The sequence below is a fragment of the Streptococcus mitis genome, from assembly GCF_009496155.1.
Lineage (GTDB): Bacteria > Bacillota > Bacilli > Lactobacillales > Streptococcaceae > Streptococcus > Streptococcus mitis_BQ.
The window spans coordinates 14,844-33,985 of record NZ_WIJP01000008.1 but is presented as its reverse complement, the minus strand read 5'-3'; the positions used below and the strand labels follow the sequence as shown (position 1 = coordinate 33,985).

15 protein-coding genes and 2 pseudogenes are annotated in these 19,142 nt (G+C 35.0%); 3 read left to right on the top strand and 14 right to left on the bottom strand.

Annotated features, from left to right (window positions below; genetic code table 11):
* Positions 1-230 precede the first annotated feature (230 nt).
* The 3 genes from GEZ84_RS06090 to GEZ84_RS06080 are packed head-to-tail and all read left to right on the top strand — an operon-like array spanning position 231 to position 4,071.
* Positions 231-1,274 carry a dihydrolipoamide acetyltransferase gene (locus tag GEZ84_RS06090; RefSeq protein WP_153223881.1) on the top strand — a complete coding sequence of 348 codons (1,044 nt, stop codon included), beginning with the start codon at positions 231-233 and terminating at the stop codon, positions 1,272-1,274.
* 45 nt (positions 1,275-1,319) lie between these two features.
* The gene (gene lpdA, locus GEZ84_RS06085; protein WP_153223880.1) at positions 1,320-3,023 is read left to right on the top strand and encodes a dihydrolipoyl dehydrogenase; all 1,704 of its coding nucleotides are present in this window, start codon (positions 1,320-1,322) and stop codon (positions 3,021-3,023) included.
* A gap of 58 nt (positions 3,024-3,081) precedes the next feature.
* On the top strand, positions 3,082-4,071 hold the full coding sequence (locus tag GEZ84_RS06080) for a lipoate--protein ligase (RefSeq protein WP_153223879.1): 990 nt from the start codon (positions 3,082-3,084) through the stop codon (positions 4,069-4,071).
* Between the two features lie 74 nt (positions 4,072-4,145).
* Here GEZ84_RS06080 and xerS read toward each other — a convergent pair whose 3' ends face one another.
* The 14 genes and pseudogenes from xerS to GEZ84_RS06010 all read right to left on the bottom strand — a co-directional run bounded on the left by xerS (position 4,146) and on the right by GEZ84_RS06010 (position 19,141).
* Complete coding sequence (gene xerS / locus GEZ84_RS06075) at positions 4,146-5,216, bottom strand: tyrosine recombinase XerS (RefSeq protein WP_153223878.1); 1,071 nt, start codon at positions 5,214-5,216, stop codon at positions 4,146-4,148.
* A 278-nt stretch (positions 5,217-5,494) separates the two neighbouring features.
* Positions 5,495-5,940, bottom strand: a pseudogene (locus tag GEZ84_RS06070) (MepB family protein).
* A gap of 87 nt (positions 5,941-6,027) precedes the next feature.
* A complete protein-coding gene (locus tag GEZ84_RS06065) occupies positions 6,028-7,578 on the bottom strand; it encodes a ClC family H(+)/Cl(-) exchange transporter (protein ID WP_153223877.1) in 1,551 nt (516 codons plus the stop codon).
* 16 nt (positions 7,579-7,594) lie between these two features.
* Positions 7,595-8,374, bottom strand: a complete 780-nt coding sequence (locus tag GEZ84_RS06060; protein WP_153223876.1) for a ribonuclease HII — start codon at positions 8,372-8,374, stop codon at positions 7,595-7,597.
* Positions 8,361-9,212 (bottom strand): ribosome biogenesis GTPase YlqF, encoded by an 852-nt coding sequence (gene ylqF, locus GEZ84_RS06055; protein ID WP_153223875.1) that lies wholly within the window; start codon positions 9,210-9,212, stop codon positions 8,361-8,363. Before ylqF ends, GEZ84_RS06060 begins: the two co-directional genes overlap by 14 nt.
* A gap of 81 nt (positions 9,213-9,293) precedes the next feature.
* Positions 9,294-10,807: pseudogene (locus tag GEZ84_RS06050) on the bottom strand (tyrosine-type recombinase/integrase).
* Between the two features lie 84 nt (positions 10,808-10,891).
* Positions 10,892-11,125 carry a DNA-binding protein gene (locus GEZ84_RS06045; RefSeq protein ID WP_153223874.1) on the bottom strand — a complete coding sequence of 78 codons (234 nt, stop codon included), beginning with the start codon at positions 11,123-11,125 and terminating at the stop codon, positions 10,892-10,894.
* A 302-nt stretch (positions 11,126-11,427) separates the two neighbouring features.
* Positions 11,428-11,649, bottom strand: coding sequence for a helix-turn-helix domain-containing protein (locus tag GEZ84_RS06040; protein ID WP_153223873.1), 222 nt, complete (start codon positions 11,647-11,649; stop codon positions 11,428-11,430).
* Between the two features lie 695 nt (positions 11,650-12,344).
* Positions 12,345-13,556, bottom strand: coding sequence for an MFS transporter (locus GEZ84_RS06035; RefSeq protein ID WP_153223872.1), 1,212 nt, complete (start codon positions 13,554-13,556; stop codon positions 12,345-12,347).
* A gap of 424 nt (positions 13,557-13,980) precedes the next feature.
* Positions 13,981-15,195: an ATP-grasp domain-containing protein gene (locus GEZ84_RS06030; protein ID WP_075228605.1), complete on the bottom strand. Its 1,215-nt coding sequence runs from the start codon at positions 15,193-15,195 to the stop codon at positions 13,981-13,983.
* Between the two features lie 19 nt (positions 15,196-15,214).
* Complete coding sequence (locus tag GEZ84_RS06025) at positions 15,215-16,408, bottom strand: ATP-grasp domain-containing protein (protein ID WP_075228606.1); 1,194 nt, start codon at positions 16,406-16,408, stop codon at positions 15,215-15,217.
* The gene (locus tag GEZ84_RS10860; protein WP_228113021.1) at positions 16,401-17,624 is read right to left on the bottom strand and encodes a hypothetical protein; all 1,224 of its coding nucleotides are present in this window, start codon (positions 17,622-17,624) and stop codon (positions 16,401-16,403) included. Before GEZ84_RS10860 ends, GEZ84_RS06025 begins: the two co-directional genes overlap by 8 nt.
* Positions 17,611-18,168: a CYTH domain-containing protein gene (locus tag GEZ84_RS06015; protein WP_001003836.1), complete on the bottom strand. Its 558-nt coding sequence runs from the start codon at positions 18,166-18,168 to the stop codon at positions 17,611-17,613. Before GEZ84_RS06015 ends, GEZ84_RS10860 begins: the two co-directional genes overlap by 14 nt.
* A complete protein-coding gene (locus GEZ84_RS06010) occupies positions 18,161-19,141 on the bottom strand; it encodes a radical SAM protein (protein WP_153223871.1) in 981 nt (326 codons plus the stop codon). Before GEZ84_RS06010 ends, GEZ84_RS06015 begins: the two co-directional genes overlap by 8 nt.
* Position 19,142 lies beyond the last annotated feature (1 nt).

Below are 19,142 nucleotides of genomic sequence, written 5' to 3'. Positions count from 1 at the left end.
CGGGCTAAAAGCTCGGAAAAAAGATAAATCTCCTTGGCTTCATCGAAGCCATCGTCGATTTCCTATTTTTCAGTCGCTTTTAACGCCCTTAGTATCATAAAATTGAACTCGGGCTAAAGTCTGTGTGAAAAAGATAAACTTTCCTAGAAACTAAAGTTTCTTCGTCAAGTTTCCTATTTTCACTTTGACTTTTGACGCCCTTAGTATCTTATAATAGAATTGGAGAGGTCATGGCTGATGACAAGCTAAGAGCGACTCCTGCAGCTAGAAAGTTAGCGGATGATTTAGGAATCAACCTCTACGACGTTTCTGGCTCAGGTGCAAACGGTCGTGTCCACAAAGAAGACGTGGAAACTTATAAAGACACAAACGTGGTTCGCATTTCGCCACTTGCAAAACGAATTGCCCTCGAACATAATATTGCTTGGCAGGAAATCCAAGGAACGGGTCATTGTGGTAAAATCATGAAGAAGGATGTTTTGGCCTTGCTTCCTGAAAATATTGAAAACGACACCATCAAGTCTCCTGCCCAGATTGAAAAAGTGGAAGAAGTTCCTGATAACGTAACACCTTACGGTGAAATCGAGCGTATTCCAATGACACCAATGCGTAAAGTTATTGCCCAACGTATGGTTGAATCTTACCTAACTGCGCCAACCTTCACCCTCAACTATGAAGTTGATATGACTGAAATGTTGGCTCTTCGTAAGAAGGTTCTTGAGCCAATCATGGAAGCAACTGGGAAGAAGACTACTGTAACAGACCTTCTTTCACTTGCGGTTGTTAAGACTCTTATGAAACACCCATACATCAACGCTTCATTGACAGAAGATGGCAAGACCATTATCACTCATAACTATGTCAACCTTGCCATGGCAGTTGGTATGGATAATGGACTGATGACACCTGTTGTTTATAATGCTGAGAAAATGAGTCTTTCAGAGTTGGTTGGTGCATTCAAAGACGTTATTGGCCGTACCTTGGATGGTAAATTGGCTCCAAGTGAGTTGCAAAATTCAACATTTACTATCAGTAACTTGGGAATGTTTGGTGTTCAGTCCTTTGGTCCTATCATCAATCAACCAAACTCAGCTATCCTTGGTGTCAGTTCGACAATTGAGAAGCCAGTTGTCGTCAATGGTGAAATTGTGATTCGCCCAATCATGAGTCTTGGTTTAACAATTGACCACCGTGTTGTAGATGGTATGGCTGGTGCTAAGTTTATGAAAGACTTGAAAGAACTGATTGAAAATCCAATCTCAATGTTGATTTAAGAGCAAGAGTATTCATTTTTAAGATATAGATAAAGGAAGGAAGACATGGCCTTAGAAGTAATTATGCCAAAAGCCGGCGTGGATATGACAGAAGGACAAATCGTCCAATGGAATAAAAAAGTCGGAGAATTTGTAAAAGAAGGAGAAATCCTTTTGGAAATCATGACTGACAAAGTCAGCATGGAGTTAGAAGCCGAAGAAGATGGTTATTTGATTGCTATCCTCAAAGGAGATGGGGAAACAGTGCCTGTAACGGAAGTTATCGGTTACCTTGGGGAAGAAGGGGAAAATATCCCAACAGCCGGAGCAGTAGCGCCAGAAGCTAGTCCAGCACCTACAGCAAGTGCTTCAAATGATGATGGTAAAAGCGATGATGCCTTTGATATTGTTGTGATTGGTGGAGGTCCTGCTGGTTATGTTGCAGCCATTAAAGCTGCCCAACTCGGCGGTAAGGTTGCCCTTGTTGAGAAATCTGAACTTGGTGGAACCTGCTTGAATCGTGGATGTATCCCAACCAAGACCTATCTTCACAACGCTGAAATTATCGAAAACATCGGTCATGCTGCAAACCGTGGTATCGTAATCGAAAATCCAAACTTCACTGTAGATATGGACAAACTCCTTGAAACCAAGTCTAAGGTTGTTAATACCTTGGTTGGTGGAGTTACTGGTCTTCTTCGTAGCTACGGAGTTACTGTTCATAAAGGAATTGGTACGATCACTAAGGACAAGAATGTCTTGGTAAATGGTTCTGAATTTCTTGAAACCAAGAAAATCATCCTTGCTGGTGGTTCAAAAGTCAGCAAGATTAACGTCCCTGGTATGGAATCTCCACTTGTCATGACTAGTGATGACATTCTTGAAATGAATGAAGTGCCAGAAAGCCTTGTTATCATCGGTGGAGGAGTTGTCGGTATCGAACTTGGTCAGGCCTTCATGACATTTGGTTCAAAAGTGACTGTTATCGAAATGATGGACCGTATCGTGCCAGCTATGGATGCAGAAGTTTCTAAGAATCTTCGCTTGATCCTTGAGCGTAAAGGAATGACCATCTTGACTGGTACTAAACTGCAAGAAATCATTGAGGAAAATGGTCAACTTCGTATCAAGGTTGAAGGAAAAGACGATATCATCGCAAGCAAAGCTCTTCTTTCAATCGGTCGTGTGCCAGACCTTGAAGGTATTGGCGATGTTGAGTTTGAATTGGATCGTGGTCGCATCAAGGTCAACGAATACATGGAAACTTCTGTCCCAGGTATTTACGCACCAGGTGACATCAACGGTACTAAGATGTTAGCGCACGCAGCCTTCCGTATGGGGGAAGTTGCTGCTGAAAATGCTCTCAAAGGAAATCATGCTGTTGCCAAATTGAATTTGACTCCTGCAGCTATCTATACTCTTCCTGAAGTAGCAGCAGTAGGTTTGACAGAAGAACAAGCCCGTGAGAAATACGATGTTGCCATCGGTAAATTCAACTTTGCCGCAAACGGTCGTGCCATTGCTTCTGATGCTGCTCAAGGTTTCGTTAAAGTTATTGCAGATAAGAAATACGGAGAAATTCTTGGTGTTCATATTATCGGCCCTGCAGCTGCAGAATTGATCAATGAGGCGTCAAGCATCATCGAAATGGAAATTACTGTTGAAGAAATGCTGAAGACTATCCACGGACACCCAACCTACTCTGAAGTGATGTACGAAGCATTTGCGGATGTTTTAGGAATGGCCATCCATTCACCTAAGAAAAAATAAAAGAAAGATAGATTAGACTGGAAGGTTATTTCCAGTATCTATCGTATAAAGGGATATCATGAAATATATTATCAATCATTCAAACGACACTGCTTTTAATATTGCCTTGGAAGAATATGCCTTTAAACACCTTTTGGATGAGGATCAAATCTTCCTACTTTGGATTAACAAGCCATCTATCATTGTTGGTCGTCATCAGAATACCATCGAAGAAATCAACCGTGATTATGTTCGCGAAAATGGCATTGAAGTAGTCCGCCGTATCAGTGGTGGTGGAGCTGTTTACCATGATTTAAATAACCTCAACTACACGATCATCTCAAAAGAAGATGAGAACAAGGCTTTTGACTTTAAGAGCTTCTCAACGCCAGTTATCAATACACTAGCTCAACTTGGGGTTAAAGCTGAGTTCACAGGCCGTAATGACTTAGAAATCGACGGTAAGAAATTCTGTGGTAATGCCCAAGCCTATATCAATGGACGCATCATGCACCATGGTTGCTTGCTCTTTGACGTTGATTTGTCAGTACTAGCAAATGCCCTTAAGGTTTCAAAAGATAAATTTGAATCAAAAGGTGTGAAATCGGTTCGTGCCCGTGTGACCAATATTATTAATGAATTGCCAGAAAAAATCACAGTTGAAGAATTCCGTGATTTACTCTTGGAATACATGAAAAAAGAGTACCCAGAGATGACTGAATACGTTTTTTCTGAGGAAGAATTGGCTGAAATCAATCGAATCAAGGATACTAAGTTTGGAACTTGGGACTGGAACTACGGTAAATCACCTGAATTTAACGTCCGTCGTGGGACCAAATTCACTAGTGGTAAGGTGGAAGTCTTTGCTAATGTCGTCGAATCAAAAATCCAAGACATCAAGATTTATGGTGACTTCTTTGGTATTGAAGACGTTGTTGCAGTAGAAGATGTCCTTCGTGAAGTGAAATACGAACGCGAAGATGTCCTTAAGGCTCTTGAAACTATTGATATTACACGTTACTTCGCTGGTATTAGTCGTGAAGAAATCGCTGAAGCGGTAGTAGGATAAGTCAAAAAGAAGTTGGTTAGTTGGCCAACTTCTTTTCTTGATATATATATTTTACATAATTTATTTTATGTATTTCATAAACTATCCAAGGCATTCTTTTGTTCATCATTAACGATATGGGTATAGAGGTCAGTGACTTGTGTGCTGGCATGTCCTAGCTGGTGGCTGACTAAAACTTGAGATTTGGTTGCATCATAGAGCCTGGTTGCTAGGGTATGGCGCAGTTTGTGGGGGGTTACACGAACTTTGAAGTCCTCAGAGTACTTAGCAACCATTTTCTCAACGCTGGAAGCATCGATACGATTAGGAACACCTCTGTAGAGAGTCAAAAAAAGGGCTGTATCTGTTTTTTCTGTTTTATAGCGTTGATTTCGAATGGCCAGATAATCCTCTAGATAAGGTTTTGCAAAGGCAGCGACATTGACCGAGTCACGTTTGCCACCTTTTCGGGTGACATCAATGACCATCATTTTTAGATTGAGGTCTCTTAGATCCAGATTAACAGCTTCAGATAGGCGGACACCAGACGCCAAGAGAAGGGCAATAATGGCTAAATCACGTTCTTTATTTTTATTAAATGATGAAAGAGCTCGATTTGAGAGCTGTTGTGGGTACTCTTGATCGATATAAGTCAGAAAGCCTTCTGTTTCATCACCCAGAAAGAGTTTTTGCTTGATGTTTTCAGCTCTGGCAGCAAGCGTTTCTTTCTTTTTTTTGGTTGAAACTTTCTTCATTACATTGCGATAGAAATAAGGTTCTCCCTGGTCGTTTTCAACCTCCTCGGTCAGATACTTGTAAAGACTAGAAAGTGCTGACAAGGTCCGATTGATAGTTGTCTGAGAAACTCCTTGCTTGGTTGTATTAGCATTCAGCAAAGGACGTTCTCGAAGATAAAGGATAAAAGATTCCATGTCTTTCTTAGACATATTTTCCAAGACAGATAAAGGAATATCAGATATTTTATCAACGTTTGAAATTCCAGACTCCAAAACCCAGCTGAAAAATCGATCATATTCCTTGAGGTATTCGTACAAGGTTGTAAAACTATAGGGGACAGCAAGCTTAGATTGGTAGTATTCAAGAACATACCAGGGCATGATTTGTTTTAGTTTGTCGATTCGTTCCAGTAAAATCTCGCGTTTCATGATTTTCTCCATAAATAAGTCTACTAGTAGTATAGCATAGACTTATATATTTTTCAAGAAAATTATAGTTTTTCGGAAAGATGTTGTATAGCCTTCTATTAAAGTAACTAAAATGATTTAATAACAGTTAATAAAATCCGATAACTAAAAAATTTTTTTGGTACAAGTTAGCAAAAAATGTACTTTATTCTTGAGAAACTAACACAAAGACTTGGTTCCTATGAAAAAAGAACCAAGTCTTTGTGTTTGATATGAATTCATTAAAAAATGTTTCAAAGTCATTCTTGTAATTCAATTTCTCTAAAAAACATCAATTGCCATATTTGTGTTGATTGAGCCGTTGTATTTAAATTTGTGCACCAAGGCGGATAAAATCGCATGGACATTTTTCCTTTGTTGTTTTTGTCGAGAGAATTTTTTTACGAATAGCAACTTCGTTTGGAATAATAAATAGCCCCTTGTTATCATTATCATCGATGACAACGATAACAAGTTCAGTTCCCAAATCTTCCTTGGTATAAGGAATGTTCATGTTATTTTGATCTTTTTTCCAAAAAACTGTAAAATATCCTTCCTTTTTCGGTGTTCTTTTTGCTAAGCGACATCTTTTATATTCTTGCTCATCCTTTATTTTGATAAGAATACCTTCGTATTTTTCATTCCACTTTTCTTTAATGAATTCAAAATCACCATAAAACTCATATAGAACATCTAGTATTTTCATTATGATGTATTTCTCCCTTATCAAAATCAACAAAATATTCTTGATGTATTTATTACATAACAAAAATTATGTAATAAAAATTTTGATCTACAACAACAAATCTTTGACTTTCCCAATTTCACTTTTTGGAATAACCAGGTGAATCATATCACCGAGATACATTCTGGTTGAACCGTTAACGGTTTGGCTCTTACCATTATGAACTTGGGTTGTGATGAGGATATTGTGTGGTAGGTTGAGTTCGTGTACTTGTTTTCCTGCTATTTTATCTGAAACAGGGATTTCAATGAGGGTGACTTCTCCTTCATCTGTTGCTTCTTCTGGTAGCATTTTTTCCAACATAGCTTCATAGACTGGGGCACCCTTGAGTAAATCCATGATAATATAGGCAACCAAGGTTACTAATCCAAGTGGCATGAGGTTGCGAATATCTCCTACCATCTCAGTTACGAGTATCATAGCAGTTAAGGGAGCCTTGGATATTGCTCCAAAATAGCCACTCATTCCCAGAATGACAAATATAGGAAACTGCTCTTGACTAACAAGTCCAAGATTGACACAAATAACACCAACTAGGGCACCAAGTAAGGACCCAAGCGCCAAAATTGGTAGGAAAATTCCTCCTGGAAGCCCACTTCCATAACTAATCATACTCCAAACAAAACGAATCAAAAAGTAAGCTAATAGAACTTGAAAACTAAAATCTTGCTCAGTTAGGGAAAGAACAAGTTGATTTCCACCACCAAGGATTTGAGGTAAGAAAATTCCCACTGGTATGATGAGAATGAAGGCCAGAATTGGATAATAAGCTCTATCCAAACGGATTTTTTGACCTATCCAGTCATAAACTCTACCGACATTGAGTACAGCTTTTTCATAGAGAAAACCAGAAAGTCCTAGAAAAATTCCCATAAGGAGGTAAATCCAATACTGATCAAGTGTCATGAGAGGGATGTTATCTGGCATATCCAGTACGGGTGTTAGGCCAAATATGAGCAGTGAGACAAAGTTTGCTACGAGACTAGCTGCGAGAGTAGATACCCAGAAAAAGCGTGAAAAATGATGATAAACTTCTTCTACCACAAAGAGAAGTCCTGCAATCGGTGCATTAAAGGCTGCAGCTAGTCCTGCAGCTGCACCACTAGCAATCAAGGAACGTTCCTCTACTGGACTGGATTTGAGCCACTTGGCAATACCTTTTCCACCAACTGCTCCAAGTTGAATACTGGGTCCCTCACGCCCCAGCATGAGTCCACTGGCAATGGCAAGAATTCCTAGCACATATTTTTTCCAAAGAACGCCCCACCAGTTGAGGGTCATGAGGCCTTTCAGTTCGGCTTCGACTTGAGGGATTCCTGAGCCTTTGATATCTTTTTCTGAACGTGTCAGTTTAGCACTAATCCAGCAGATGAGTACGTAAAATAAAACCAGTATAAAAAGATTGCGCACTAGGTGCGCTTGATCTTGATAAAGTCCTTGTATCAGGTGGAAGCCTTTTTCGATTGAAAACCGAAAAGATCCAACGATGATTCCAACGACGAGACCGACAATGATTCCTCGTCCAACTTGGGATAATATGGTGCTTGAGGCAAAGGCAAATTCTTTCTTGGAACTGAGTGTTTCTGACTGTTCCTCCATAATCATTCCTTCTAACTTAACTTTCTTTTTCTCCTGAAACCAGTGATTTTACGGGTTCAAAACTGGTTCGGTGAATTGGGGTAACTCCTAGCTTTTCCAGTCCTTCTAGGTGTTTAGCAGTTCCATATCCTGCATTAGCAGTAAAATCATAGCCAGGGAACTGCTGATCGTATTCCTTCATCAATTCATCACGTGTCACCTTGGCTACTATAGAAGCTGCTGCAATTGAGAGGGAATTAGCATCGCCTTTGATGATGGAGGTTTGTGAAATGGGCAAATCCAGTTTCATGGCATCTATCAAAAGGTGCTCTGGTTGAGGACTGAGCTGAGAGATTGCTTCCTGCATGGCTAGTTTGGTCGCTTCATAGATATTGACTTGGTCGATAACCTGATTATCCATAACTCCAATGCCGATTGACAAGGCTTGGTCTTGGACAGCTTGGAAAATTTCCAGATGTTTCTTTTTAGGAATTTTCTTGCTGTCGTTGAGACCTCTAATTTTACAATTTTTAGGTAAAATAACGGCTGCAGCGACTACAGGTCCAGCCAGAGGACCACGGCCGACCTCATCAACACCAGCAATTAAGGTCAATCCTTGCTTATACAGTTCTTTTTCGTAGGAAAGCATGGATTCCAAACGAAGCACCTCATCCAATTCAGCCTGAATGGCTTTTTTACGCTTGCTGATTTCCTTTTGAACTCCAGAGCGATTATCTTTTTCGAGTTCTAAAAAGATAGGGCTATCTATGTCTTTGACCGTTTCAAGGAGCTCTTTGATTTCTTTAATCGTCGCCATCGAGGTCATCCAATGTATCTAAGGTATAGTTACCAAGTTTGCCATCGCGGACTTCCTTCACGAAGAGACTGTAAAAGCGGTCATAGTCGTCACGGAAACCGAGGGCGCGGGTCATATCCATAATGATAACAGGTGCTTCTTCTTCAATTTTCATTTGTTTGAAGCGTTCAGCCAACTTTTCTGGATAATGTTCTTTGAAATAATTGAGGCCAAAAATAGTTACCTCATCCATAGGAAGCAACTGGTCTTTGATAGCTCCTGTCAAGGCCAACTTAAGCGCAACAGTTTCATCCTCAAACTTAGGCCAGAGAATCCCTGGTGTATCCAAGATTTCCAGGTCTTTATTGGTTTTAAGCCATTGTTGCCCTTTGGTCACACCTGGCTTGTTACCGACAACAGCAATTTTCTTACCAGCCAAACGGTTCATGAGAGTTGATTTACCAGCATTTGGAATCCCGATAATCATGGTACGCAAGGTTTCAATCTGAATGCCACGTTCCTTTTGGCGAGCAATCTTATCCGCCATGAGTTTTTTTGCCGCATCTGTTACAACTTTTACAGTCACTTGCTCTTTGGAGTTGATAGTAAGAGTCTGAATTCCTTGTGATTCAAAATACTGACGCCATTCCTTTGTCATTGCTGGATCGGCCAAGTCCGCCTTGTTTAAAATCAAGAGTTTTGGTTTGTCACCAACAATCTTGGTCAACATAGGATTTTGACTAGATAGAGGTAAGCGTGCATCCACCAAAATCGTCACAAAATCAACAAATTTTAAATTTTCCTGCACCTGTCGACGTGCTTTAGACATGTGACCAGGAAACCATTGAATAGTAGCCATTGAGTTTTTTTCCTTTCGTAGCAAGGGTTTAGAGTCCCTATTTTATTTTACTATTGTTTGAACACCAAGCGAACACCAAAGCTACCATGCAATGGAAAAACCTCTGATTTGATTCTCACTTGATTTCACAATCTTTATATCAAACTGTGGGTGGTATTTGACAATATCTTTTTTGATTTTTAATAGTAAATTTGAAACAATATTTTTAGGTGAGTAACGTGGACTAAGATGTAACAAGTCTTTGAACTCATCAACACTTAATTCTACTTTATTGCTATTATCACTAGTTTCAATAAATTTTTCAATCATTCTGGAATATTTACAGGTATAACTTTTCAATTCTTCAAAATGGAAATTGTGATTTTCTACAAATTGATTTAAGGCTTTTACAGTATTTTCTTGTGAACGATTTATATTATGTGTATAGCCCATTGTTGTCTCAAAGTTAGCGTGTCCTACCCTAGTCATAATATCTTTCACTGCTATGTGCATCTCATTACTTTGAAGGTAACTAATATGCATATGCCTAAACGAATGGGGAGTAACATGTTTTACTCACTTAAAACCATAGTCACTTAAACAATTTGTCAATAATTTTCCTTCTATTCGTTTCAAAATTTGACGAAAAGTGCTTGATGTTATTGGAGAGCCGTATTCTGTTCTAAATACACTTTCAGAATGTGTAAAGGCAGGACAGGGATGTTTCTCCATATAAGCATCAAACTCTTTATTTCTCTGTATTATCCTTTTAATAGCTTCGCTTGCAGCTTCAGGCAAAGCTACTTCTCTAATTGAATTGAGTGTTTTAGTTGTATCAAAATGAAATTGTTCAACTTTTAAACAGTGATATTGAAGTGCCTTATCAATATGCAAGATTCCTTTTTCAAAATCAATATCTGATGGTAAAAATGCTGCTTCACTAATTCGAATACCTGTAAGCAACAATACTATAGCAAGATCATAATAGTTTGCATTTCTGCATTGGCGTAACACATCAAAAAATGCATGTAATTCATGGATTTCTAGAAATTTAGAATCATGTCTTTCTTTTGCTTTACGCCTTTTCTCTAGTGAAATATCTAGTTTTACCGCAGTCATTGGAGAAAACTTAATGACATTATATAACACACCATGATTAAAAATCTTATTACAAGTACTTTTTATATGAGTCATTGTTGAAGGCGATGCATCATACATTTCTAAATATTTATTGAGACTATTTTTCATCAGAAGTGGAGTAATCCAGTCTAACAAAAAATCATCTCCTATAATTTTCCCAAGACGCTTCACTTCATAACCAGTAGTTCTCTCTGAATTGTTTGTGGTTTAACAGAGACACACCAAGTCTGAAACCAATTTTCTTTTAACTCTCCAAATGTTGTAATCAGTTCAGGGCTAAACTGACTTTCAAATGAAGTAGTTAGTCTATCTATTTTATCAAGAACCTCTCTTTCAGCTTGTTTCCTCGCCCTACTAGTATTCTTAGTATAACTTACAGTTACTGATTTCCACTTTCCTGTTAGTGGATCTTTGTACTTTTCAACCACTTGATATAAGGGTTGCCCTTTTGAATTTGTTTTAGTTACATAATACATAATTTAATTCCTCTTAACTCTTAAAAAGAAATAAATCATTGTTGTATAGAATAAATAACTACCCTATATTATACCATGACTTCCTTATTTTGTCCGCTTTTGCTTCCATCTTAAGAAACTTTCAAATCCTTCTAGATTAATGAAAATAAGTTTATGGGTTGGGTTAATTACATACATGGAAAATGTTCTGTTTTCTCGCATTTCTTTAATCCATCTGTTCAATGTATATTGATTTAAACCATCCCATCTTTTTAGAATTCCTTTTTTATCGGCCCATTCTGCAATGGAATTTTCGACAGATATATATTTTATATTCATGTCATCATCCTTTCTAAAAAATATTTTCTCCTCCATGGCATGACTGATGAAGTCATCATAAGAATTTCACTTGCTGCTCTTTTACGGTGGCAGCCTGAACGGTCAGAAGTATCATTGTATATCATTTGTATCATGGCATATAAAGTATCGCTCTATTTTATTGATGGTTTTAATATCGCTCTTATCATGGCGAGCCATTCAAAACTGCTCCACAAATGAGGAAAGTACCATTTTGGACTATTCAATTGTCAAAGAACAAATAAAAAATCTCCTCATTTTCATACTCTATGAAATTGAGGAGATTATTTTCCAAAGCGAATTTTATCAGGAAAATCTGTCAATCCCAATAGGTAGTCTGTACTGACATCGTAAAAGTTTGAGAGAGTTACCAATACATCTGCCGTTAAGGCATGCTCACCCCGCTCAATTTTAGTATAAGCTGAGTTTGTAAACGAAAGTATTTTAGCTATTTGTTTTTGGGTCAAATCGTGATCTTCCCTCAAATCTCTCAAACGTCTGTACATCTAGCTTTCTCCTGAGAAAAGTATAATATATAAAACTAAGAAATCATTCAAAGTGTCCCAATTGGACATTTTGAACTAAAATTAATTTATTAAACACTTCTCATAAGCATATCTATTATAGGTAAGACAATATTAAGAAAGACGGTCAAAATCTATTAACCGTCTAAAAATAAAAAAGTTATAAGCTATTAAAAAATCAGCAGTAATCTGGTAACAAAAGTCGCATAATTTTGTTAAGAAAGGAATTAATGATGTTCAGATTACTGCTAACCAGCAAATTGAAAAATGGTCAACATGATATTTCTAATGTGAATCTCTTACTTTCAGAACCTAAAGGTTGAATAATAGCCACCCCCTACTTATCAATAAAATTATCCGTTGCATTAACAGATGTATATAAATCACTCCATGGAACCAAAGCAATTAACTAGACTTTATTTGTCAATAACCACAAAATTAGATTAGAAAAATCATTAAAAATTAATTGGCATCCTTTGTGATGCTTTCTCAATAAAAATAATACTTCTCAATATTTTAACTGAACTAAAGTAATAGCAATAATGGTATCTTGATTGTATTCTTCTAAAATAGATTGCCCTTCACATTCAACTGTGATTGATTAAATGTTAAATGTTTCTAAAAATATATTCCAAAGGCGCTCTAAATTCTCTATATCAGCTATTTTTTATCAGCTATCAACTTCTATCATACCTCTTCAATAGCGTGCTGAATATTAGCGATAATACCGTAATAGATACACCAATAATAAAAATATTAAAAGTATTGTTAGGATTTAAAACTACTGAGAAAAAAACAGTACCTAGTGGCATAAAAAGGATCGCTACTGAAAAGATAATTCCAAAGACTCTGCCAAGAAACTCATTATCTACATCTCTTTGAACAATAGAGAAAAATTGGATATTAAAAATGGAAAGAAATAGACTAAATAACGCTGGAGAAAAAATTAGGATAATGAGGTTATGGAATATAAAATAAAGCGGTGCAGTTAGCATTAACATTAAGCCTGAACACGCTGAAAGGAGAAGCAAACGTCTACTTGACAAAGATCTATTGACAAAACTACTTAATATCGATCCCAAAAAACCACCAATTGCTTGCGCTGTTAGAAAGCTTCCATAAAGTCTATCTGAAATTCCTTCAAACATTTGACTACTATAAGGTAATAATAAATTATAGGCTGCTAGAACAAAATTAACCAAAGCAGAAAGAATGATAATAATAAAGATTGGTTTATGGCTATAAACATACTTGAATCCTACTTTTAAGTCGTTAAAGACTCCACTTATTGTCATTTCCTCCTTTGTATCTACTTCTTCATTCACAGGTGTAACAAATAAAATCAGTAAAGCTGCCATTAGAAAGGATAATCCATCCAATAATAGCACCCCCCGCACCCCTAGAATGTTGTACAAGAAGATTGCTACCATAGGAATCGTTACTTTTATTACAGTACTCGTTGTTTCTAATAGTGAATTTAGTTTGGAAATACTATCTTCTTTTACGACTTCTTTCGTAAAAGCCTTGTAGGACGGTCCTGAAAATGCGCTCATAAAAGCCAATATGACATTTGTGATAACAATCGCATAAACTAACCATTGTTCTTTAGAGATTAATGACAGAACTATGCAAGCGATCCCAGATAAGAAATTTGTTCCAATGATAATTTTTTTCCGCTTAAAACTATCTGCAATGACTCCACCGAATAAATTGAATAGAACCCCGATTACCTTTTCTAATGATTGATAAATGGCAACCAACGATAAAGATGTTGGATTTAGTCCGGCCAGAAAGGTATTATTAGCGAAGTCAAACATGATATCTCCGATTTTAGATACCCCTTTACTCATGACAAGATAACTTATATTCTTTGTTTTTTTATTTTCCATTAATATTACCTCATATTATCTTTTTCAGGTCCTCCATTAGCAATGTCTAAATGCTACCACAATTTGTATAAGGCACTATTTAATTTCATCATAGTTTAACAATAAAAGTATATTTACAACCTATCATTACCATTATTAGTGTTATAAGACACCTTAAATAATGGTTGAAAGAAACTATGAAATAACTTTGAAAGTATTACTCCTTCAAAAGAGCCTTTAAAACCCAAAAATTCTAAGGATGGAAATGTTGATTTATCCACTTTTATAGAATCTGATTTTTATAAAAATAGGAGTTTTTAAAACTCCATCATGAAATATCTGTATTACCAACTAACTTCACCAAGTAATTGAACTAAATTCTCTCGTATCTATTAAAAATGTAATATTCTTAATCTTATGCAGATAAAAAATTAGACTCTAACTACTAAGTAGTAAACCATGTATCAGTAATAGTTTCCGACCAATCAATTGACTTGCTATAAAAATTCTTTATATCCATTGCTTTTTGAAGAAGTTCATCCAAATTCTTCCCAAAAAAGCTAACAGTTAATAAGTAATCCATCTGTTTCTGTAATCCAGCAAAGCGAACATTTTCATATTGTTTAATTTGTATCTCTATAATCCCATCCAAATCCAATATTGGAATAGACTTCACATATCCCTTTTGTGCTGGTATCCATACTTTCCCAGAAAGCCTAACACTTGAAGTGTTGCCTATATTATAAGGAATGCCTAACTCTCTTTTTACCAAATATTCATCCAAATTAATTGAGAATGATTTAATAATATTTTTTGTATATTCACCCCCTACAAGCCTACTTCCAATCTCACAGAGTATTGGATTACCAGATTTATCAATAAATATTTCTGCATGAAAAATCGTATTATAATCAACTTCAAATTTTTTAAAAATCTCTGCAGTATAATTTTTTAATAACTTGTCTTCATTCGAGTCAATATCAAGCATTATTGAACCAAGACCAAATCCCTCTTCAAATGCTTCTAAACAATTTTTGACATACATACTACAACAAGAAAACTCTATCGATTGACCGTTAAAAAATCCGTCAACATGATATAGCTGTCCACTCACATACTCTTCAACCAAGTAATCATCTAGCGAAATATTATAAAGAACATCTGACAACGAATCTTTATTCTCAATTTTGATAACACCTTTTGAAGCCCATTTTTTTCTTGGTTTCAAAATCACAGGATACCCAAATTGTTCACAGAAAGACACAACATCCATAAAGTGATCTACTTTTCTAAATTTAGGAATTTTAAAACCTTCTTTAGAAAGTTTTTTCCGCATTAGATATTTATCTCTAAACAATAGTGCTTCTTCAAGTGTTTGACCTTTTATTCCCAAATTTTTTCGTATACAAGCAGCTCGAATAATACTACCTTCTTCAAAAGCTAAAATTTTTGTAACAGGATCGATTTTATTTAATTCATAAATAAATTGCTCAACATTTCCGTTGGTCTCAAATTCAGGAAAACCTATAGCCTTATCATAAGAAAAACTATTTATCGTTTCGAGATAGCCCAAGATATATACCTCTTGGTCAAAATCATTTAACCATTTTAAATAATTATGTTTAGACTTACCTTCACGATCAATAATCACTACAGACATATTTCACCTCCAAAATTGACTATTCATACAGTACTTCAATACAGGAATTCAATGTCTTTTCTCTACCTGAGATTAACTCATTGTAATCGTTTGAAGTTTTTATCACATGACCAATCCTATTTGAGCTACCTATTTCTCTCCTCTTATCCCCCGCTTTAACATATAATTCAGTAGCAATAATATCCTTATGATTTTCAATATAGTGATCATCTAAAGTAACTGTTTTAATTACTTCACCTTCAAATTCCTCAAAATAAATAGCTACAAATTTAGAAGAAAAGACAAAATTATCAAAATCATTTAAAAGTTGGGCAGATGATAGGGCTGCTATCTCTATAGGATTATGGTTTATACTAATATTTCTATATAATTCCGAAATCATACCTCCACCTAATCTAAAGTGAGTTTCGACAACATGAATCTCTTGATTGTTTGTGATAATTATCTCTGTATGAGTTGGACCATTTGTAACCTTCAAAATTGATAATAGTTTTCCCATATAGTTGTTAATTATATCTTCTAAATCAGTCGAAATATTAGCAGGTACAATATGGCCAATCTCAACAAATGTTTCGAGATTTTTTAATTTTTTTGTTATACCATAAATATGATGCTGACTATTTACGCTTATAGCCTCTATACTAAATTCTTCACCTTCAATAAATTTTTCAATTATAAACGTTTCATCTGAAATCTCTACTTGATTCACTATTTCCTTCACGTTTGATGAATCAACTTTATAGATTGCTCGACTTCCAGTACCATCTATCGGTTTTAAGATTGATGTGCCATTTTTGTTGACAAATCTTATCACATCATCTCTATTCTCAATCATTTCACAGTTAACGTTATCAAAGAATGAATTTTTCAAGTAAGTTCTCAATGCATACTTATTATTTATAACCATCATTTGAGTTTCATTGATATTAAAAGGTATCTTTGTTTTTTCAGCTATTTTGTATGCTAATGCTTGTAAATTTTCAAACATACAAATTATCGATTGATAGTCTCCTAAATATTCAACAGCCTTACTTACTGTTTCAATAATTTGAACTTCATTTTTAAAACTGTTAAAGGCAAGAACTTCATCATAAAGATCTTTAAAATATGGTTTTATCTTCGAAGATTCACAAACCAATGTTAACTTACAATTATTTTTTTTAAGTGCTCTGTGTATTTCAGAGAAACCACCAATAACAAGTATTTTAGACATTTTTTTCTCCTAATAGTTCATCAATATCTACTAGTCTATTATCGTTTCCTAAGGCTAAACTTCGAATAGAATTCCGTTTTTTTATTTCTATATGAATACCTCTATCCTTGAGAATATCAGAATATTTTGCTACTATCCATTCAGGAAATATTCCGTATTCTCCTTTTAGTTTTCTGAAATCAATTGAATTAACCTCTTGATTCCTAAGCATGTTTTCAACTTTATTCAATCTCTTTGCTATATCAATAGAGAAATAATTTATTTTTTCTATACTTTCCTCAAGTTGTCTCTTCTGCTGAATGGTCAAATCAGTATAACCTAAACTGTGAACAAGATTAGAAGATAAGTCAACTAATTTTTTCTTTGATAAATTGGAGATAGTTTTTGAATCTAATAAAAAAGCTAATTCACGTATAATTTTTTTTAAAAAATACCCCTGTTTTTTATTTGAAATTTCTCCTATCCCACCATGAATTAATAAAACCAAAACTCTAAAAAGTAAAACGAATCTATTAACATTTAAAAAATCAATAGGCAATGATGATACAACTGGCAACAAAAAATTAATTTCGGAAATTCCCCAGATTGATTCTTTTTCTTCTAGAATCATTGCTAAACGTTCTGCATAAAAAACTACATCAAAATGGTAGTTTCCATCTCTATATATAGTTGCAATTGTTCCGAACGGAACTACACCATTAAGATACTTGTAATATAAGTAAGAGTAATTACCTGTAGGTCTCTGTTTTCCTATATGAAATTTCTCAATATTTTTCCATTCATATATATTTTCAGATGGTATTCCTGTTTTTATGTACCATCTGCGAAACTCTAATTCTTTATCACATCGTACATATATACGGTGTGTAAATAAACCAATGCTTTGCAAAAAAGCTAAAGCATGATAAATCATCTCTTCCGGTTCTTTGCAATTCTTAACTAGAAATGATAAGCCAACCTCCATCGGATTAGTCAATCTATTAATACCGACGCCATCTAATTTATTTGAAAAATATGATAGCTGTTTTGTTACATATTTTTCCACGCAGCCAGTTTCAGATAGCATATCAAACAAACTAATATGCTCTGAAATAGCAGACATATTAAAGATAGTCTCTGACCCTCTAGGTCTAACAACTTTACCTTCTTGTAGTTTTCGAAATCCATTTTCTTGACCATAAAAATAAAACTGTTTGATAATTTCAATTACGTCCATTTTTTTCTCTCATTAATTGGACATAGCCCTTTGTTTCTATTTTTGAATTTAAAAACGAGAACTCTCCGCACATTTTCTCATAAAAATTATTATAATCTTCTTTTGAAAAATCTCCTAAAATCTCTATTTCAAGATAAAATCCAAGACCATCAATCTTATCTAGATTAATCGTTTTATTTTCTAATACGTCATGATAAGTCTTTCTATATTTACTTATTGTGAAAATATTTGAAAAACCATCTTGCAAGATATTCCTTACAAATTCTAGTTTTTCAGATTCCAACTCTATTTCACTTTCACTCCACATTCCTTGTTTTATCGTATCTTTTCTTGTGAAAACACATGCCTTATCATCAGCTTCTTGACGAATTCTGTAAATAAAGCTACCTACCTCATCATTTTCAAATTCTCTTCCTTTTGTTTTAAAATATTCATCAACTTGCTTATTTTCACACTTAAATTTATAAGATTTTTCTAAATATGAAATAGCATTATTATAATCCCTCTCATCGTTAAGTTCAAATCTAACTTCTAATTCATTCATTAATTTTACCTCTCAATTCTTCAAAGGCTGAAGTCTCTTTAAATTCACTCAGTCTATAGTAAGTTTCTGTAGATGTTTTATGGACACAAAGCCTAATATTGTAATTACCAAGCAAATTTTCTAATCGTATTCCATAAAAATATTCACCACATCTGCCCTTTTCCCTAATTCTACAACATTTACACATATCGTGCAAGTAGTTTGGAATCAGTATTTTAAATCCCACTTCACCAATATTAGGAACATTATAAAAAATAGTTCCAGATGAACTTCCTTTGATATATTTCCTACTTATTTCAATACCATTTAACGAATCAAAAAAATTTCTAATCGCACTAATAGATTTTTCATTGCTTTCAACTTCGTTTAAGATTCTTATGGCAATGTTGCGGCTACTAGCCCACTTCATCACTTCATAAGCTCTACAGAAATCTTCAGAGCTGGCTACAACAGTATTTATCTTTACAGGAACTCCTTTTCTACTTACATATTCTATTAGTTCTTTTAACTTCCGATGATTTTGCTCTACCCATCTATTAGAATGATTAACTTGAGTGTTGTACATTTCAACCGTATCTACCGCATGTAAACTAAAATTAATTCCATCTATTCCCGAAGATATTATCTTATCAAAAACCTCCTTTTTACCTCCAATTGAGGTCATCTTAACAACAAAATTATATTCTTTCAATTTTTTAATAATTAAGTCAATATCTGGATGTAAACTAGGCTCACCACCTGTCAAATGTACCTCAGTAATATTTAAGGAATCTGTTAGATCAATAAAATCATTAAAAAATTTATCATTGAAAAAATCAATATTTTTTATTAATCTTTGTTCCCTACTACCTGTTCCTTCATTATGACACCACCAGCAGTTCCAATTACAGTTATCTGTCAGCTTTACCCTAATACTATTCAATGGAGCATATACGGAATCTTTTCTAGGTTTTATAAACTCTAATACACTCATT